We start from the raw sequence: 17,294 nt of genomic DNA on the forward strand, positions 1-17,294 counted from the left end.
GCATCTGAGGGGAACCGATCAGCGCCGAACAGGGGGCATACCGGGGCCAAAGCGGACAAAAACCCGGCCAAATCCTCTAACGATCTTCGTAGACCGCTGTGTCGGATCTGTGACAAATGTCCCGACCGTCGCTCTGACGCCGTGCGGGCAGCCGGACCTCGATCCGGCAGCCGCGCGGGGACTCGGCCACCGCGATCCGTCCGCCGTGCAGGTCCACCGCCCAGCGGGCGATGGCCAGGCCCAGTCCGGTGCCGCCGTCCGAGCCCGGTCCGGCGGCGGTCGCGGTGCCGCTGCGGCTGAACCGCTCGAAGACCCGGGAGCGGTCGGCCGGCGGGATGCCGGGGCCCTCGTCCTCGACCTCCAGCAGCAGGCCGCCCTCCTCGCCCTCCGGCCTCGCCCGCACCGTCACGGTGCCGCCGGGCGGGGAGTGCTTGCAGGCGTTGTCGACCAGGTTGGCGACCACCTGGTGGAGCCGTTCCGGGTCCGCCACGCCGGTCAGGCCGGTCGGGCTGACCTCCAGGGCCAGCCGGACGTCCCCGCGCCGGGAGAAGGCGCCGCCGGCCGTCGCGCCGTCCACGGTGACCCCGCGCAGCACGCCGTCCAGGAACTCGCGCACCTCGAAGGGGCGGGCGTCCAGGGCGACCACGCCGTCGTCGATCTTGGAGAGGTCGAGCAGGTGGGTGACCAGGCGGCCGAGCCGCTCGGTCTGCTCCAGGGCCGCCCCCAGGGTGGCCGGATTGGGCTGGACGACGCCGTCCACCACGTTCTCCAGGACGGCGCGCAGCGCGGCGATCGGTGTGCGCAGTTCGTGCGAGACGTTGGCGACCAGCTCGCGGCGGTGCCGGTCGGCGGCCTGGAGGTCGGCGGCCATGGCGTTGAAGGCGGCCGCCAGCTCGCCGATCTCGTCGCGCGAGTTCACCTCGACCCGGCGGCTGTAGTCGCCGGAGGCCATCGCGCGGGCGGCGGCCGTCATCTCGCGCAGGGGGGCGGTCAGCCCGTGCGCGAGGAACTGCATGAAGAGCAGTGAGGCGATCATGGAGAAGACCATGATGATCCGGATCTGGGTCTCGGACCGGATCGCCACGACCACCATCCCGGTGGCCAGGCACACGGAGACGATCACGAGCAGGGTGAGCTTGCCCTTGATCGAGCGGACCGGGTCGAGCGGCCGGATGTCGGCCCAGACCCGGCGGGCGGCACGGGCGGCCAGGTTCTGCGGCCGCGTGTCGGCGGATTCCCCGTTGCGTTGCTGTGGAAAGGTCATCGGTTCCTTGTGGTCCCCGCGGTGTCGGCCCGCGTGGTGGCACGGCGTCGTCCGGGCTGCGGGCCCCCCGGTGGCCCGTCGCCCTGGGAGGCCCTAGGAGAGCGGGGCCTCCAGCGCGTATCCGACACCGTGGACGGTGCGGATCCAGCTGGCGCCGATCTTCCGGCGCAGCGCCTTGACGTGGCTGTCCACCGTGCGGGTGCCGGAGGCGTCGGTCCAGTCCCAGACCTCGGCCAGCAGCTGCTCGCGGGTGAGCACGGCGCGCGGCTGGGCGGCCAGGCAGGCGAGCAGGTCGAACTCGGTCGGCGTCAGGTGGACGTCGCCCGAGGCCAGCCGGACCCGGCGCTGCACGTGGTCGATCTCCAGCTCGCCGAACCGCAGGCTGCCCAGCGCGGGCGTGCGGGCGGCCTGCTGGGCGCGCTCGACGCGGCGCAGCAGGACGTTGACGCGGGCGGCCAGTTCGCGCATCGAGAACGGCTTGGTCATGTAGTCGTCCGCGCCGACGCCGAGGCCGACCAGCAGGTCCGTCTCGTCGTCGCGGGCGGTCAGCATCAGCACCGGCACCGGGCGCTGGGCCTGGATCCGGCGGCACACCTCCAGGCCGTCGAAGCCGGGCAGCATGATGTCGAGGACCACCAGGTCCGGCTGCCAGGTGTGGAAGCCGTCGACCGCGCCGGGGCCGTCGTGGGCCACGGCGACCTTGAAGCCCTCGGCGCCCAGCCGGGCGGCGATCGACTCGGCGATCGTGGGCTCGTCCTCCACCACCAGGACTCTGCGCTGGCTGCTCACAGTGCCGCCGGCGTTGTGGTTGTCCTGCTGAATCTCTGTCACGGTCACGCCACCGCCCCCAGGGCTGCGGGCCGGCCACCTGTGGGGATGGCGGGGCTCCGCTCGTAGTCTTGTTCCGTCGTGGACTGTGCCGGGTCCGCCGTCCCGTCGCGCGATCGGGAGCCGAGGACGGATGGTCGGCCGCCCACTTCTCCCGCGCACTTCGCAGCGTACGGACAGCGGATGCTTCCCGGCAGGTGGACCGGACGTTTCCGGCCCGTGGGCCGGCTGTCGGGCCGCCCTCGGACCCACTGCACGAGTGGGCACGGGCCGATACCTTACCCGTCGAATTTTCTCTGCGTAACGGTACGTATGCAGTGCAGTTGACGCCAAGTCGCCGGTCAGAGGCCCTGGTGCCCCGTTTATGGGGAGAAGGTCTGGACCAATGTCGGGAATCCGGCGGTCCGCTACGGCGACGGTCTTCACGGGCTTCTTTCAGGTGCCTCTCAGAACCTCGACGTACCGTGGCCACGTGAGCGCCCGGCCGGGCGGAATCCGCGGCGCGCGCCGGTACGTTGGGCATCCGGCGGGGAGCCGGTGGCTGCGGCGTGGAGCGGAGGCGGCATGGCGGGACTCGGGCGGGGTGCCGACGGGTGCGGGAGTGCGGGGGCGCCGTACGGAATGCTCCGCCTCGGGCTGCGCACCGGCGTCCTGGAATGGCTGCTGGAACGGGTGCCGACGCCCCGGAGAACGCCCTTCACGCTCGGGTACCTCGCCGTCGTGGGAGCCACCACGACCTTCGCCCGGCTCGCCGATCCGGAACTCGTCCAGCGCCTGCAGGAGGCCTCCAGTTCGGACGGCCACAACCTGCTCCAGCATCCTTTGCGCGCCCTTGTGCTGAGCGGGTTCTGGGTGGCCGGCGAGGTGTGGATGCCGTACCTGTGGGGATTCGCCCTCACCCTCGCCCCGCTGGAGCGCAGGGTCGGCCCGGCCCGGGCCGCGGCGGTGTTCGCGGCCGGGCATGTCGCGGCGACGCTGCTCTCCCAGGGGGTGGTGATCACCGCGGTGGAGACCGGACGGATGGCGCCCGAGGCGATGGACTACCTGGACATCGGGGTCAGCTACGGCGTGCTCGCCTGCCTGGGCGCGGTGGCCGGGCTGCTCTCCTGGCGCGGGCGGCTGCTCGCGCTGGGCGGCGCCGGGCTGATGATCGCCGAGCAGATCGCCACCGACAAGGACGTGATCACCGGGGTGGGGCACCCGGCCGCGGTGCTGACCGGGGTCGCGCTGTGGCGCTGGCTGCGCCGGGCCGAGCGGCGCCCGCCCCGGCCGCGCCCGGCCGCCGCGACGGCCGCGGGCGGCGCGCCCGCGCGGGTGCGTGCGGCGCGCTGACGCCTGTGCGTTAGGCGCGTCTACGCTGTCGCCCGGTCGGACCTCCCTGGACTCGCGGGGCTCCCCGTCGGGACTTTTCGAGGCGTGTCCGGTGCTCTTTTGACGAAGTCGGGTGCCGCGCTTTCCCCGCCGATTCCTGTTCGCTCACGGCGAACAGGGGGCCGGGAACATCCGGCGCCCGTGAAGCCTTAGTCAGGTCGACTCAAGTTCACTGACTGGGGAGAGATCATGGCATCGACGTCCACACCGCTCACCCTGCCCGTGCTGCCGCTCGACGACGAGGTCGTCCTGCCGGGCATGGTCGTCCCGCTGGACCTGAAGGACACCGAGGTGCGCGCCGCCGTCGAGGCCGCCCGGGCCGCCGCCACCGGCGCCGGCAAGCCGCAGGTCCTGCTGGTCCCGCGGGTGGACGGCTCGTACGCGGCGGCCGGCACGCTGGCCACCGTGGAGCAGGTCGGCCGGCTGGCCGACGGGGAGCCGGCCGCGCTGGTGCGCGCCGTGCGCCGGGTCCGGATCGGGGTCGGCACCACCGGCCCCGGCGCCGCCCTCTGGGTGGAGACCACGCCGTTCACGGAGTCCTCGGTGGGCACCCCGGTGGCCGGCCGGGCCGCCGAGCTGGTCAAGGAGTACAAGGCGCTGTCCACCCAGTGGCTGCGCAGGCGCGGCGCCTGGCAGATCGTCGACCGGGTGGCGCAGATCGAGGGCGTCGGCGAGCTCGCCGACAACATCGGCTACGCGCCCTTCGCCACCGCCGAGCAGAAGCTCAAGGTGTTGCTGGAGGCCGACCAGGTCGCCCGCCTGGAGTACGCGCTCGCCCTGCTGCGCGACCACCTCGCCGAGGAGGAGGTCAACGACACCATCCGCAAGGACGTCGAGGAGGGCGTGGCCAAGCAGCAGAAGGAGTTCCTGCTCCGCCGCCAGCTGGAGGCCGTCCGCAAGGAGCTGGCCGAGCTGAACGGCGACCCGGCCGACGAGGAGGGCGACTACCGCGCCCGGGTCGAGGCCGCCGACCTGCCGGAGAAGGTCCGCGAGGCCGCGCTCAAGGAGGTCGACAAGCTGGAGCGCTCCTCCGACCAGTCGCCCGAGGGCTCCTGGATCCGCACCTGGCTGGACACCGTCCTGGAGCTGCCCTGGAACGAGCGCACCGAGGACGCGTACGACATCGCCGGCGCCCGCGCGGTGCTGGACGCCGACCACGCCGGCCTGGCCGACGTGAAGGAGCGGATCGTCGAGTACCTGGCCGTCCGCAAGCGCCGGGCCGACCAGGGGCTCGGGCTGATCGGCGGCCGTCGCGGGGGAGCGGTGCTGGCCCTGGTCGGGCCGCCCGGAACGGGAAAGACCTCGCTCGGAGAATCGGTGGCCCGCGCCATGGGCCGGAAGTTCGTCCGGGTCGCGCTCGGCGGCGTCCGGGACGAGGCGGAGATCCGCGGCCACCGGCGCACCTACGTCGGCGCGCTGCCCGGCCGGCTGGTGCGGGCGATCAAGGAGGCCGGCTCGATGAACCCGGTCGTCCTGCTCGACGAGATCGACAAGGTCGGCTCCGACTACCGGGGCGACCCGGCCGCCGCCCTGCTGGAGGTGCTGGACCCGGCGCAGAACCACACCTTCCGGGACCACTACCTGGAGGTCGAGCTCGACCTCTCCGACGTCGTCTTCCTCGCCACCGCCAACGTGCTGGAGTCCATCCCCGGGCCGCTGCTCGACCGGATGGAGCTGGTCCGGCTGGACGGCTACACCGAGGACGAGAAGGTCGTCATCGCCCGCGACCACCTGCTCCCGCGCCAGCTGGAGAAGGCCGGTCTGGGCGGCGGGCAGGTCACCGTGGACGAGCCGGCGCTGCGCAGGCTCGCCGGGGAGTACACCCGGGAGGCGGGCGTCCGCACCCTGGAGCGCTCGATCGCCCGGGTGCTGCGCAAGATCGCCGCACAGGCCGAGCTGGGCGAGCGCGAGCTGCCCGCCACGGTCGGCGCCGAGGACCTGCGCGCCCTGATCGGCCGGCCGCACCACGTGCCGGAGTCCGCCCAGGAGCCGGCCGAGCGCCGTACCGCCGTCCCCGGCGTGGCCACCGGCCTCGCGGTGACCGGCGCCGGCGGCGACGTCCTCTACATCGAGGCCTCGCTGGCCGACGCCGAGACCGGCGGCACCGGGCTGACCCTCACCGGGCAGCTGGGCGACGTGATGAAGGAGTCCGCGCACATCGCGCTCTCCTACCTGCGCTCGCGCGGCGCCGAGCTGGAGCTGCCGGTCACCTCGCTGCGCGACCGCGGCGTGCACCTGCACATCCCGGCCGGGGCCATCCCCAAGGACGGGCCGAGCGCCGGCATCACCATGACCACGGCGCTGGCCTCGCTGCTCTCCGGGCGCAAGGTGCGCACCGACGTGGCGATGACCGGCGAGGTGTCGCTGACCGGGCGGGTGCTGCCGATCGGCGGGGTGAAGCAGAAGCTGCTCGCCGCCGACCGGGCCGGGGTCACCACGGTGATCATCCCCAGGCGCAACGAGGCCGACCTGGACGACGTCCCGGCCGAGGTGCTGGAGCGGCTCACCGTCCACCCGGTGGCGGACGTCCGGGAGGTGCTGGAGCTGGCGCTGGAGCCGGCCGGGGCCGCGGTGCTGGTCGCCGCCTGACCGGCTCGCCCCGGCCGCCGCTCCGACCGCCGCCCGGGCCGCCCGAGCGGCGGTCCGGGCGGCCCGTCGGCGCCCCGCGGGGGCCGCGGCGGTCTGCGGGGCCGACGGCACCCCCGCGTGCGAGACTGCGGAGATGCCGTCCCCCACGCAGCGGGCCCTGGCCCGGGTGCCCGCGCGGCTGCGCCCCTTCCTGGTGCGGCACCGCCGGCTGGTGAAGTTCCTGCTGGTCGGGAGCGGCTGCTTCGCGCTCACCACGGTGATCGACTTCGAGCTCAAGTTCACCGTGCTGGAGCACAAGCCGGTGGTCGCGCTGACCGTCGCGACGGTGATCGGCACCGTCGTCTCGTACGTGCTGAACCGCCGCTGGGCCTTCCGGGCCCTGCGGGCCGACGGCCGGCGGCGCGAGGTGCTGGTGTTCGTCCTGGTCAGCGCGGTGGCGATCGCCGTCAACGACGTCCCGCTGGCGGTCTCCCGGTACCTCCTGGACCTGCGCGAGCCGTACGTCGACCCGCTCCGGCAGGAGGTCGCGGACTTCCTCAGCGGGATGGTCGTCGGCACCTTCGTGGCGATGCTGTTCCGCTACTGGGCGATCCGGCGGTGGGTCTTCCCGCCCGCCGGGACGGCCCCGGCCGAGCCCGTCCCGGTGCCGACGACGGTGCCCCCGGAACCCGGCTACGCTGCACCCGAGATGCCACGGGATGTGCCGTAAGGACGTAAAAGGGGCGAGGTGAGCCTTGTGCACGAGTCCGACCCCGCCCGGACCGGGCCCGCCAGCCAGCAGGGGATGCGCCGGGCCAACCTGGCCCTGGTGCTCGGGACGATCGCGAGCGGGCCGCGCTCGCGCGCCGAGGTGGCCGCCGGGACGGGGCTGACCAGGGCCGCCGTCTCCTCGCTGGCCGAACAGCTGATCGCCGCCGGCCTGGTGGTCGAGGAGGGCCCCGCCGCGCCCAGCGGCAAGGTCGGCCGCCCCGGCACCGCCCTCGGCCTCAACCCGGCCGGGCCCGGCGGCCTCGGCGCCGAGATCGGCGTGCGGCACCTGGGCGCCTGCGTGGTCGACCTGCGCGGGGAGGTCCGCGGCTGGCGGCGCCGGGAGGTCCCCAACCACGGCCGCGAGCCCGCCGCCGTGATGGCCGACCTCGCCCACCTGCTGCACGAGGCCGTCGCCGAGTCGGGGCTGCGCCCGGCCGCCCTCACCCTGGCCGTGCCCGGGCTGGTCGGCGGCTCCGGCGGGATGCTCCAGCGGGCCGCCAACCTGGGCTGGCAGGACGTCCCGCTGGCCGCCGCCCTGCGCCCCGCGCTGCGGACGGCCGGGGGCGGCCTGGCCGACCTGCCGATCGAGGCGGACAACGAGGCCAACCTCGGCGGACTGGCCGAGCGCTGGCTGGGCGAGGGCCCGGAGGACTTCCTGTACGTCTCCGCCGAGGCCGGGGTCGGCGCGGCGATCGTGGTCGGCGGCCGGCTGCTGCGCGGGGCGGGCGGCTTCGCCGGGGAGTTCGGCCACGTGCCGGTCCACCCCGAGGGGCCCCGCTGCGCCTGCGGGGCGCACGGCTGCCTGGAGCAGTACGCGGGCGAGGCGGCGGTGCTGCGGGCAGCCGGCCTGACCGGGGCCCGCGGCGACTGGGTGGCCCTGCTCGCCGACCGCGCCGGGGCCGGGGACCCGGCCGCCCTCGCGGCGCTGGCCGGGGCCGGTACGGCGCTCGGCACCGCGGCCGCAGGCGCGGTCAACCTGCTGGACCCGGCCGAGGTGGTGCTGGGCGGCGGCTACGCCCGGCTGGCGCCCTGGCTGCTGCCCGCGATGCGGGCCGAGCTGGCCGCCCGGGTGACGGTGCGGCCCTGGTCGGAGGAGCGGCTGACGGTCTCCCGGCTGGGCCGCCGGGGCCCGCTGCTGGGCGCGGCGGTGCGGGTCGTCCGGGCCGTCGTGGCCGACCCGGGCCCGGTCGGGTAGCGGCGGGCCCCGGCGGCGAACGCGCCCGAGCCCCCGGCCGTGGCGGCCGGGGGCTCGGTGACGATCAGGCGGGTGCGGGGCTCAGCCCTCGGCGGCGGCCAGTTCGCGGCCGCCGGAGCGCGGGCCGCGCAGCACGGCCAGCAGGGCGACGCCGATGCCGATCAGCGCCCAGACCACCATGACCAGGATCGGCAGCCCCAGGTTGGTGGAGCCGAAGTAGGCGACCGACTTGGTGGCGGTGGTACCGGCGCCGTTGGGGATCCAGGAGCCGATCGCCCGCCAGAACGGCGGCGTCATCGGCGCCGGGTAGACCCCGCCCGCGCTCGGGTTGCCGAGCACCACGAAGATCAGCACCGCGACGCCGATCCCGAGGATGTCGAACAGGCACTGCAGCGCCATGGTGAACGCGCCGACCGTGAACACCACCAGGGCGCCGATGGCGCTCAGTCCGAGGACCGAGCCCGGCAGGGCGTCCAGCACCGGCCCGGCGATCACCGTGCCGAGGACGCCGGCGCCGACCGAGTACACCGCGAGGACGCCGAGGCGGATCAGCAGGCGGTGGGTGTTGGCCGGCTTGGAGCCCGCGCTGATGCCCAGGATCGAGGCGACCAGGTAGCCGCCGACGCACCAGCCGATCACCAGGTAGAAGGCGGAGAGGCCGTTGGTGTCGCCCTTGGCGAGCGGCACCACGTCGTGGACCTTGACCGTACGGCCCTGGGTCTGGTCGATCGCGGTGGTGATGGACTCGGCGGCCTTGGCGGCGGAGGTGCCGCGGGCGCTGCCGACCAGCAGGGTGTCCTGGGTGGAGGTCGGGTCCACGACCAGTGCGGCGTAGAGCTTCTGGTCCTTGATCAGCTGGGTCGCCGTCTCGGCGTCCGGCGCGGTGCTGGCGCGGACGGCGTCGTTCGGCACCGACTCCAGCGCGCCGACCAGCTTGGGGGCGACCTGCGGCGGGGCGACCACCGCGATGGAGAGGTTCTGCGGGGCGGGCTTGTGCAGTGCCCCGATGTAGGAGGTGATGAAGCCGAGCTGGAGCAGCAGCACGCCGATCACGAGCAGTGCCGCGCGCGGGGTGACCGCGCTCTTCAGTTCGGCGATGAAACCCTGCCCCGGGGCTGCCATCCACATCTCCTCGTGTAATGGGGAAAAACGGTACTTCCAGAACCGATACTTCATACCATGAAGTAGTTGGCTTGTCGCACCGGCCGCGCCGGGCCGCCGCCGGCGTCGCTGCGCGATACTGGCGCGGTGAGTGACGAGGAATCCCTGGTGGCGGTGGAGCGCGAGGTCGCGCTGATGTTCCGACGGGGCCGGGCCAGAGTGGCGGAACTCTCACGGCGGGTGCACCCCGGGCTGGAGGGGATGGCGTACAGCCTGCTCGGCTACATCGAGCAGGCCGGGCCGGTGCGGGTGACCGACGTCGGCGCGCACTTCTCGGTCGGCAAGGCGACGGTGAGCCGGCAGGTCCGGACGCTGGAGGAGCTGGGCCTGGTGGCCCGGGAGACGGACCCGCTGGACCGCCGGGCCGCGCTGGTCTCGCTCACCGAGGACGGGCGGCGGCGCTACCTGGCCGCGCAGGGCGTCCGGATGCGGCGGGTGCGCGAGGTGATGGGCGGCTGGTCGCCGGAGGACGTGACCCGTTTCGCGGAGCTGCTGCACCGCTTCAACGACGTGCTGGGGGAGTCGGCGGCCGACTGACCGGGCGGTCCCCGGCGGTGCGACAGGGCCCGTAGCTGCGGGTTTTACTTGCCCTTGAAGAAAGTTGCCTTATTCAACCATCTCGTTTTATGGTTGCTTACGGCAACGAAATTTCATGATCCGCGCATCCCGCCCGCCCGCCGAAGGACCCAGATGACCGTGACCACCGAGGCCGCGAGCGGAACCGCCGCCGCGGCCGACAGCCCCCAGATGACGCACCGGCAGGTGATGGAGGCGCTCTCCGGCCTGCTGCTCGGCCTGTTCGTGGCCGTGCTCTCCTCGACCGTCGTCTCCAACGCCCTGCCGCACATCCTGGCCGACCTGCACGGCGGCCAGTCCGCGTACACCTGGGTGATCACCGCGGCCCTGCTCACCCTCACCGCCTCCACCCCGATCTGGGGCAAGCTCTCCGACCTCGTCAGCAAGAAGCTGCTGCTCCAGATCGCCCTGCTGATCTACATCGGCACCTCGGCGCTGGCCGGCCTCTCGCAGAACACCGGCGAGCTGATCGCCTGCCGCGCGCTCCAGGGCGTCGGCGCCGGCGGTGTCGTGGCGCTCGGCCAGATCTGCCTGGCCGCGATGGTCCCGCCGCGCGAGCGCGGCCGGTACAGCGGCTACTTCGGCGCGGTCTTCGCGCTCGCCACCATCGGCGGGCCGCTGATCGGCGGCGTCATCGTGGACACCTCCTGGCTGGGCTGGCGCTGGTGCTTCTACGTCGGCATCCCGTTCGCGCTGGTCGCGATCCTGGTGGTGCAGCGCACCCTCAAGCTGCCGCTGGTCAAGCGCAAGGCGAAGATCGACTACCTGGGCGCGCTGGTCATCACCGCCTCGGTCAGCCTGCTGATGATCTGGATCACCCTGGCCGGCAAGAACTACGCCTGGCTGTCCTGGCAGACCGCGGCCATGGTCGGCGGCGGCCTGGTGCTGGGCGCCCTGGCCGTCGTGATCGAGCGCCGCGCCGCCGAGCCGATCATCCCGCCGAGCCTCTTCAAGTACCGCACCGTCACCCTGGCCGCCATCGCCAGCGTGCTGGTCGGCGTCGGGATGTACGGCGCGACCACCTTCCTCAGCCAGTACTTCCAGCTGGCCCGCGCCAAGTCCCCGACCATGGCCGGCCTGATGACCCTGCCGATGATCCTCGGTCTGGCGGTCTCCTCCGCGGTGGCCGGCCGGCTGATCACCAAGTACGGCAAGTGGAAGGCCTACCTGGTCTCCGGCACCGCGCTGCTCGCCATCGGCTTCGGCCTGCTGGGCACCGCCCGGGCCGACACGAACTACGCGCTGCTCTCCCTCTACATGGCGATCACCGGCGTCGGCCTCGGCCTGACCAGCCAGAACCTGGTGCTCGCGGTGCAGAACACGGTGCCCCGGCACGAGCTCGGCGCGGCCAGCTCGGTGGTCACCTTCTTCCGCACCATGGGCGGCGCGATGGGCGTCTCCGCGCTCGGCGCGCTGATGACCAACAAGGTCGGCCACTACCTGGCCGAGAACCTGGCCGCGGCGCACGTCCCGGCCTCGCCCGCGGCGACCGGCGGCGGCATCCCGGACCTGGCCAAGCTGCCGGCCCCGATCGTGCCGCTGGTGACGGACGCGTTCGGCCACGGCGTCGGCACCGTCTTCCTGTGGGCCGCCCCGTTCGCGGCGCTGGCCTTCGTCACCGTCCTCTTCATCCGGGAGACCGTGCTGAGGACCACCCAGGAGGGCTGACCGGCCGGCGGGACCGACCGCGGGCAGGGATGCGCGAACGGGCCGGGGAGTGTGGAGACACTCCCCGGCCCGTTCCGTTGTGCGCGGCGCGTGCGGTGGCTAGTGGCCGGCGATCAGGGACAGCCCGTAGAGGACGACCCCGCCGCACAGGGCGAAGCAGACGTACGCGCCGGCCAGGGCCAGCCGCCCGCCGCCCGCGGCTCCGGCGGTGCCCTCGCCCGTACCGGCGGCGCTCACCGCGGCCTCGCGGCGGGACAGCGCCAGGATGCCGAGCGCGAAGACGGCGACCACGGCGACGGTGATGCCGAAGCTGAGACCGGCGGTCTGGGCCAGGGCGTTCCACTTGATGTGCATGGTGAGTGCTCCTCAGCCGGTGGCGCTCAGGCCGCGACGGTGGTCGAGGCGGGGGTGGGGGTGTTCGCGGTACCGGCCGGTGCGACCTCGACCGGGGTGACGTCGACGTCGTTGACGTTGTCCGCGCCGACCGGCTGGCGGCGGGAGATCACCCACATCGCGGCCGCGCCGGCCACCAGCACGGCACCGACCAGGGCGACGCCCCAGCTGCCCTGCTCGGCCAGCAGGGCGGCGCCGCCGGAGACCACCGCGGCGGCCGGCAGGGTCAGGCCCCAGGTGTAGACCATGCGGCGGACCAGGCTCCAGCGCAGCTCGCCCTTCGGGCCGCCGAGGCCGGCGCCCATGATGCCGCCGGAGCAGACCTGGGTGGTGGAGAGGCCGAAGCCCATGTGCGAGGAGGTCAGGATGACGGTCGCGGCGGCCGACTCGGAGGCGAAGCCCTGCGGCGGGCGGATGTCCGCCAGGCCCTTGCCCATCGAGCGGATGATCCGCCAGCCGCCCATGTAGGTGCCGAGCGCGATCGCCGCGCCGGCGGAGACGATCACCCAGGTGGGGGGCAGCGCGCCGTGCGGCAGGGCGCCGACCGAGACCAGGGTCAGGGTGATGATGCCCATCGTCTTCTGGGCGTCGTTGGTGCCGTGCGCGAGCGAGATCAGCGAGGAGGAGAAGACCTGGCCGGTCTTGAAGCCCTTCTCGGTGGTCGCGGTGTTGCCCTTGCGGGTGATCGCGTAGGCCAGCTTGGTGGCGCCCCAGGAGGCCAGTCCGGCGACGAAGGGGGACGCGACGGCCGGGATGAGGATCTTGGTGACCACGGTGTCGAAGTTGACGCCGCTCGTGCCGACGCCGACGATCGTGGCGCCGATCAGGCCGCCGTACAGGGCGTGCGAGGAGCTGGACGGCAGGCCGCGCAGCCAGGTCAGCAGGTTCCAGAGGATCGCGCCGGCCAGTGCGGCGAAGATGATCTCGGGATGGACGCCGGCCTTCTCGTTGACGATGCCGCCGGAGATGGTGGTGGCGACCTTCACGGACAGGAACGCGCCCGCGAAGTTGAGCAGGGCCGCGATGGTGACCGCGACCTTCGGACGAAGGGCCCCGGTCGCGATCGCGGTGGCGGCCGCGTTGGCGGTGTCGTGGAACCCGTTGGTGAAGTCGAAGGCGAGCGCCGTGATGATCACAACGGCTACCAGGAACGAGATGTGTTCCATACCCAAACAATCGTCGTAGTTGTCGCACGGACGTTGGTGACGTCGCGACCGTAGGTCTGCTTGGTAAACGGAAGGTGAACTGGGTCGGGAATCGTGGTTCCAATGGTTGACTCGCAGTGACCACTGGGTTTCGTCGGGGTGACATACGGCGCGCTGAACTGGACATTAGCGAAGAACGCGCCGGTTCGACCCGGTTTGCTGAGAGCTGTCTCACAGGTCAATCGAGAATTAACCTCCCAGTCCGCATGCGCCCTGTTTCCGGTGAGTAACCCGTGGGAGGATCTGCGGGATCCGGGAAGCCGGGACAGGGGCAGTGCGCGGCGGGGAGGACCAGCCATGGGCGGGGCGGGACAGAGAGCGGAGACGGCACGCGTACGGCCCTGGGTACGGGCGGCACTGCGCTGCGGAGCCGTCCTCGCGGCCGCGGCGCTCGCGCTGCCGGTCGGCGCGGCGGCCGCCTGGGCCGCACCCGACCCGGGGGCCGGGCAGGTCGTCGCCGGCGCGGACCCGCTCGCCGACGCCAAGGCCACCCTCGGCCCGCTGCTCGACCGGCTGCACGCGCTGTACCAGAGCGCCGAGGCCGCCACCGAGCAGTACAACGGCGCCGTCGCCAAGGCGGCGGAGCAGCAGACCTCGCTCACCGACCTCCAGGGCCGGCAGGACCGCCAGCAGAAGCAGGTCGACGCCGGCACCGACATCGCCTCCCAGCTCGCCGCCGCGCAGTACCGCAACGGGTCCGCCTCGGCCTACGCCGAGCTGCTGCTCTCCAAGGACCCGTACGAGGCGGTCGTCATCGCCGAGCTGCTCGCCTCGGCCAGCCGCTCGCAGTCGGAGTTCCTGGACAAGCTGAAGAGCGACCGGGACGCGCTGGACGGGCTGAAGAAGCAGACCGAGGAGGCGCTGAAGACCTCCCAGGCGCTGGTCGCCCAGCAGGACGCGGCCAAGGCCAAGGCCGCCTCCGACCTGGCCGCCGTCGAGCAGACGGTCGCCACCCTGACCGGCGCCCAGCGGGCCGAGCTGGAGCAGCTGGAGAAGGCCAAGGCGGACGAGGCGCAGCTCGCGTTCCTCGCCTCCGGGGCGCTCGGCAAGGGCGAGCGCACGCCCTCCCAGCAGGGTCGCGGGGCGATCGCCTTCGCGCTGGCGCAGGTGGGCAAGCCGTACCTGTGGGGCGGCACCGGCCCGGACGCCTACGACTGCTCGGGCCTCACCTCGCAGGCCTGGCTGCACGCCGGCCGACCGATCCCGCGCACCAGCCAGGAGCAGTGGGCGCAGCTGCCGCACGTGGCGCTCAACCAGCTGCGGCCCGGCGACCTGGTGGTGTACTTCCAGGACGCCTCGCACATCGGGATGTACATCGGTGGCGGGCTGATCGTGCAGGCGCCGCGGCCCGGGGCGTTCATCAAGATCTCGCCGATCGGCTCGATGCCGATCCTCGGCGCCGTCCGGCCGGACCCGACCGGTGCGGCGGACGAGGCCGGCGGCGCCTGGAAGGTGCCCGACCTCCCGGCGAACTGGGACTCCGTGACGCCGATCGCGCCGAGCCCGGCCAACCAGGTGCCGGCCCCGCCGGCCACGGGCGGCACGGTGACGCCGCCGGCCGTGCCGGGCACGCCGACCGACCCGGGCACGCCGAGCACGCCGGGCGGGACCGGTACGCCGACCGACCCGGGGACGCCGACCGGCGGCACGCCGACCACGACCCCGACCACGACCCCGACCGGGACGCCGACCGGGCCGGGCACCCCGAGTGGGACCGGCACGCCCACCCCGACCGGGACGGGCACCCCGACGGGGAGCCCGAGCGGCACCGGTTCGGCGACCGCCACGGCCGCGGGCAGTGCGACGGCGACGCTGCCGCTGGGTACCCCGACGCACTGACGCGCCGGACAGGCAACGAGGAGGCCGCCCCACGTCACCGGACGTGGGGCGGCCTTCGCGGTGCTCGGGGTTACGCGCCGCTGTCGGGGGCGAAGCGGATCACGACCGCCTTGGAGGTCGGGGTGTTGCTGATGTCGGCGGTGGAGTCCAGCGGCACCAGCACGTTGGTCTCGGGGTAGTAGGCCGCCGCGCCGCCGCGGGCGACGGGGTAGTGGACGACCCGGAAGTGCGGGGCGCGGCGCTCCACCCCGTCGCTCCACTCGCCGACCAGGTCGACGTACCCGCCGTCGGTCAGCCCCAGCTCCTCGGCGTCCGCGGGGTTGACCAGGACCACCCGGCGGCCGCCCTTGATGCCGCGGTAGCGGTCGTCGAGGCCGTAGATCGTGGTGTTGTACTGGTCGTGCGAGCGCAGGGTCTGGAGCAGCAGCCGGCCCGGCGGGACCTCGGGGGCGGTCAGCGGGTTGACGGAGAAGTTGGCCTTCCCGGTCGCGGTCGGGAAGGTGCGGGTGTCCCGGGGGCCGTGCGGCAGGGTGAAGCCGCCGGGGCGGCGGACCTTCTCGTTGAAGTCCTCGAAGCCCGGGACGACGCGGGCGATCCGGTCCCGCAGGGTGTCGTAGTCGGTGGCGAAGTCCTCCCACGGCACGGTGTCCCGCGGCCCGAGCACGGTGCGGGCCAGCCGGCAGACGATCGCGGTCTCGGAGAGCAGGCCGGGGGCCGGCGGGCGCAGGCCGCCGCGCGAGGCGTGCACCTGGCCCATCGAGTCCTCGACGCTGACGAACTGGGCGCCGCGTGCGCTGACGTCCCGGTCGGTGCGGCCGAGGGTGGGCAGGATCAGGGCGCGGGCGCCGGTGACCACGTGCGAGCGGTTGAGCTTGGTGGAGACGTGGACGGTCAGCCGGCAGTTGCGCATCGCGGCCTCGGTGACCTCGGTGTCCGGGGTGGCCGCGACGAAGTTGCCGCCCATCGCGAAGAAGACCCCGATCCGGCCGTCGCGCATGGCGCGGATGGTGTCCACCGAGTCGAGGCCGTGCTCGCGCGGCGGCTCGAAGCCGAACTCCCGGCCCAGGGCGTCCAGGAAGGCGTCGCCGGGGCGCTCGAAGATGCCCATCGTCCGGTCGCCCTGGACGTTGCTGTGCCCGCGCACCGGGCAGACCCCGGCGCCGGGGCGGCCGACGTTGCCGCGCAGCAGCAGGAAGTTGACCACCTCGCGGATGGTCGGCACGGCGTGCTTGTGCTGGGTGAGGCCCATCGCCCAGCAGACGATGATCTTCTCGGACTTCAGCACCAGCCGGCCGAGCTCCTCGATCTGCTCCCAGGGCAGGCCGGTCGCGGCGAGCACCTCGGCGCGGTCGGTCCGCCGCGCCTGGGCCTCGAACTCCTCGAAGCCGTAGCAGTGTTCGGCGACGAAGTCGCGGTCGACGCCGTCCTGCTCCAGGACGATCCGGTTCAGCGCGCGGAACAGCGCGAGGTCCCCGCCGAGGCGGATCTGCAGGAAGAGGTCGGTCAGCTTGGTGCCGTGGCCGACCAGGCCGCGCGCGTGCTGCGGGTTCTTGAACCGCTCCAGGCCGGCCTCCGGCAGCGGGTTGACGCTGACGATCGTGGCGCCCGCCCGCTTGGCGCGCTCCAGCGCGGAGAGCATCCGGGGGTGGTTGGTGCCCGGGTTCTGGCCGGCCACGATGATCAGGTCGGCCTGGTAGAGGTCCTTCAGGCTGACGCTGCCCTTGCCGACGCCGAGCGTCTCGGTGAGCGCCGAGCCGGAGGACTCGTGGCACATGTTGGAGCAGTCCGGCAGGTTGTTGGTGCCGAGCCGGCGGGCGAACAGCTGGTACGCGAAGGCGGCCTCGTTGCTGGTCCGGCCGGAGGTGTAGAAGGCGGCGCCGTCCGGGGTGTCCAGGGCCTTCAGCTCCTCGGCGACCAGCGCGAAGGCGTCGTCCCAGGAGACCGGCGTGTAGTGGGTGGCGCCCTCGTCCAGCAGCATCGGCTGGGTGAGCCGGCCCTGCTGGCCCAGCCAGTAGCCGGAGCGCTCGGCCAGGTCGGCGACCGGGTGGGCGGCGAAGAACTCGGCGCGGACGCGGCGCTCGGTGGCCTCCTCGGCGACGGCCTTGGCGCCGTTCTCGCAGAACTCGGCGGTGTGCGGCTTGTCCGGCTCCGGCCAGGCGCAGCCGGGGCAGTCGAAGCCGTCCTGCTGGTTGACCTTGAGCAGGGTGGCCAGGGTGCGGCGGGCGCCCATCTGCTCGGCGGCCATCCGCAGGCTGTGGCCGACGGCGGGCAGCCCGGCGGCGGCGTGCTGGGGCGCGGACACCTCGGGGGCGTCCTGCGCCGGGTCGCTCTGCGGGGCCTGCTTGGCCATGGCCGCTCTCCTCGGGCTCTGCTGGTGCGTACCGCCGCCTTCGTGCGGGGGTTCGATTCCATCCTTCCACCTGGCCGGGGGCCGGGGGAGGGGGCGGGCGGGGAG

At 73.6% G+C, this 17,294-nt stretch carries 13 protein-coding genes; 7 read left to right on the forward strand and 6 right to left on the reverse strand.

Going from position 1 to position 17,294, the window contains the following annotated elements; all coding sequences use genetic code 11:
* Window positions 1-76 precede the first annotated feature (76 nt).
* Both ACWDD9_RS23575 and ACWDD9_RS23580 read right to left on the reverse strand, forming a co-directional pair.
* On the reverse strand, window positions 77-1,264 hold the full coding sequence (locus tag ACWDD9_RS23575) for a sensor histidine kinase (RefSeq protein WP_082346227.1): 1,188 nt from the start codon (window positions 1,262-1,264) through the stop codon (window positions 77-79).
* Between the two features lie 93 nt (window positions 1,265-1,357).
* Window positions 1,358-2,095 carry a response regulator transcription factor gene (locus ACWDD9_RS23580; RefSeq protein ID WP_181970677.1) on the reverse strand — a complete coding sequence of 246 codons (738 nt, stop codon included), beginning with the start codon at window positions 2,093-2,095 and terminating at the stop codon, window positions 1,358-1,360.
* 618 nt (window positions 2,096-2,713) lie between these two features.
* Between ACWDD9_RS23580 and ACWDD9_RS23585 the strand changes: the two genes are divergently transcribed.
* The 4 genes from ACWDD9_RS23585 (at window position 2,714) to ACWDD9_RS23600 (ending at window position 7,997) form a co-directional block, all read left to right on the forward strand.
* Window positions 2,714-3,424: a rhomboid-like protein gene (locus ACWDD9_RS23585; RefSeq protein WP_074001427.1), complete on the forward strand. Its 711-nt coding sequence runs from the start codon at window positions 2,714-2,716 to the stop codon at window positions 3,422-3,424.
* A 228-nt stretch (window positions 3,425-3,652) separates the two neighbouring features.
* Window positions 3,653-6,052, forward strand: coding sequence for an endopeptidase La (gene lon, locus ACWDD9_RS23590; protein WP_074001428.1), 2,400 nt, complete (start codon window positions 3,653-3,655; stop codon window positions 6,050-6,052).
* Between the two features lie 133 nt (window positions 6,053-6,185).
* Window positions 6,186-6,761, forward strand: a complete 576-nt coding sequence (locus ACWDD9_RS23595) for a GtrA family protein (RefSeq protein ID WP_074001429.1) — start codon at window positions 6,186-6,188, stop codon at window positions 6,759-6,761.
* 75 nt (window positions 6,762-6,836) lie between these two features.
* Entirely contained in the window at window positions 6,837-7,997 is a 1,161-nt protein-coding gene (locus ACWDD9_RS23600; RefSeq protein WP_449812623.1) for an ROK family transcriptional regulator, read from the forward strand.
* Window positions 7,998-8,078: 81 nt separating this feature from the next.
* Here the strand turns inward: ACWDD9_RS23600 and ACWDD9_RS23605 are convergent, their stop codons facing one another.
* Entirely contained in the window at window positions 8,079-9,119 is a 1,041-nt protein-coding gene (locus tag ACWDD9_RS23605) for an ABC transporter permease (protein WP_053112383.1), read from the reverse strand.
* 126 nt (window positions 9,120-9,245) lie between these two features.
* Here ACWDD9_RS23605 and ACWDD9_RS23610 point away from each other — a divergent pair, with 126 nt between their 5' ends.
* Together ACWDD9_RS23610 and ACWDD9_RS23615 are read left to right on the forward strand one after the other, a co-directional pair.
* The gene (locus ACWDD9_RS23610) at window positions 9,246-9,695 is read left to right on the forward strand and encodes a MarR family winged helix-turn-helix transcriptional regulator (protein WP_234348623.1); all 450 of its coding nucleotides are present in this window, start codon (window positions 9,246-9,248) and stop codon (window positions 9,693-9,695) included.
* 153 nt (window positions 9,696-9,848) lie between these two features.
* Window positions 9,849-11,402 carry an MDR family MFS transporter gene (locus tag ACWDD9_RS23615; RefSeq protein WP_074001431.1) on the forward strand — a complete coding sequence of 518 codons (1,554 nt, stop codon included), beginning with the start codon at window positions 9,849-9,851 and terminating at the stop codon, window positions 11,400-11,402.
* A 99-nt stretch (window positions 11,403-11,501) separates the two neighbouring features.
* On the opposite strand, the gene ACWDD9_RS23620 is transcribed toward ACWDD9_RS23615, so the two are convergent.
* Together ACWDD9_RS23620 and ACWDD9_RS23625 are read right to left on the reverse strand one after the other, a co-directional pair.
* Window positions 11,502-11,756, reverse strand: coding sequence for a hypothetical protein (locus ACWDD9_RS23620; protein WP_049658085.1), 255 nt, complete (start codon window positions 11,754-11,756; stop codon window positions 11,502-11,504).
* Between the two features lie 26 nt (window positions 11,757-11,782).
* Window positions 11,783-12,961, reverse strand: coding sequence for an inorganic phosphate transporter (locus ACWDD9_RS23625; RefSeq protein ID WP_049658086.1), 1,179 nt, complete (start codon window positions 12,959-12,961; stop codon window positions 11,783-11,785).
* A gap of 336 nt (window positions 12,962-13,297) precedes the next feature.
* Between ACWDD9_RS23625 and ACWDD9_RS23630 the strand changes: the two genes are divergently transcribed.
* Window positions 13,298-14,839, forward strand: a complete 1,542-nt coding sequence (locus ACWDD9_RS23630; RefSeq protein WP_074001432.1) for a C40 family peptidase — start codon at window positions 13,298-13,300, stop codon at window positions 14,837-14,839.
* A 70-nt stretch (window positions 14,840-14,909) separates the two neighbouring features.
* Here ACWDD9_RS23630 and ACWDD9_RS23635 read toward each other — a convergent pair whose 3' ends face one another.
* The gene (locus ACWDD9_RS23635) at window positions 14,910-17,189 is read right to left on the reverse strand and encodes an FdhF/YdeP family oxidoreductase (protein WP_074001433.1); all 2,280 of its coding nucleotides are present in this window, start codon (window positions 17,187-17,189) and stop codon (window positions 14,910-14,912) included.
* Window positions 17,190-17,294 lie beyond the last annotated feature (105 nt).

The organism is Kitasatospora sp. NPDC001119, assembly GCF_053598475.1.

Excerpts from the sequence above, each read along its gene's own strand:
- ACWDD9_RS23575 (WP_082346227.1), bottom strand. The coding sequence starts at position 1,264 with ATGACCTTTCCACAGCAACGCAACGGGGAATCCGCCGACACGCGGCCG.
- ACWDD9_RS23585 (WP_074001427.1), top strand. The coding sequence starts at position 2,714 with ATGCTCCGCCTCGGGCTGCGCACCGGCGTCCTGGAATGGCTGCTGGAA.
- lon (WP_074001428.1), top strand. The coding sequence starts at position 3,653 with ATGGCATCGACGTCCACACCGCTCACCCTGCCCGTGCTGCCGCTCGAC.
- ACWDD9_RS23595 (WP_074001429.1), top strand. The coding sequence starts at position 6,186 with ATGCCGTCCCCCACGCAGCGGGCCCTGGCCCGGGTGCCCGCGCGGCTG.
- ACWDD9_RS23600 (WP_449812623.1), top strand. The coding sequence starts at position 6,837 with ATGCGCCGGGCCAACCTGGCCCTGGTGCTCGGGACGATCGCGAGCGGG.
- ACWDD9_RS23605 (WP_053112383.1), bottom strand. The coding sequence starts at position 9,119 with ATGGCAGCCCCGGGGCAGGGTTTCATCGCCGAACTGAAGAGCGCGGTC.
- ACWDD9_RS23615 (WP_074001431.1), top strand. The coding sequence starts at position 9,849 with ATGACCGTGACCACCGAGGCCGCGAGCGGAACCGCCGCCGCGGCCGAC.
- ACWDD9_RS23620 (WP_049658085.1), bottom strand. The coding sequence starts at position 11,756 with ATGCACATCAAGTGGAACGCCCTGGCCCAGACCGCCGGTCTCAGCTTC.
- ACWDD9_RS23625 (WP_049658086.1), bottom strand. The coding sequence starts at position 12,961 with ATGGAACACATCTCGTTCCTGGTAGCCGTTGTGATCATCACGGCGCTC.
- ACWDD9_RS23630 (WP_074001432.1), top strand. The coding sequence starts at position 13,298 with ATGGGCGGGGCGGGACAGAGAGCGGAGACGGCACGCGTACGGCCCTGG.
- ACWDD9_RS23635 (WP_074001433.1), bottom strand. The coding sequence starts at position 17,189 with ATGGCCAAGCAGGCCCCGCAGAGCGACCCGGCGCAGGACGCCCCCGAG.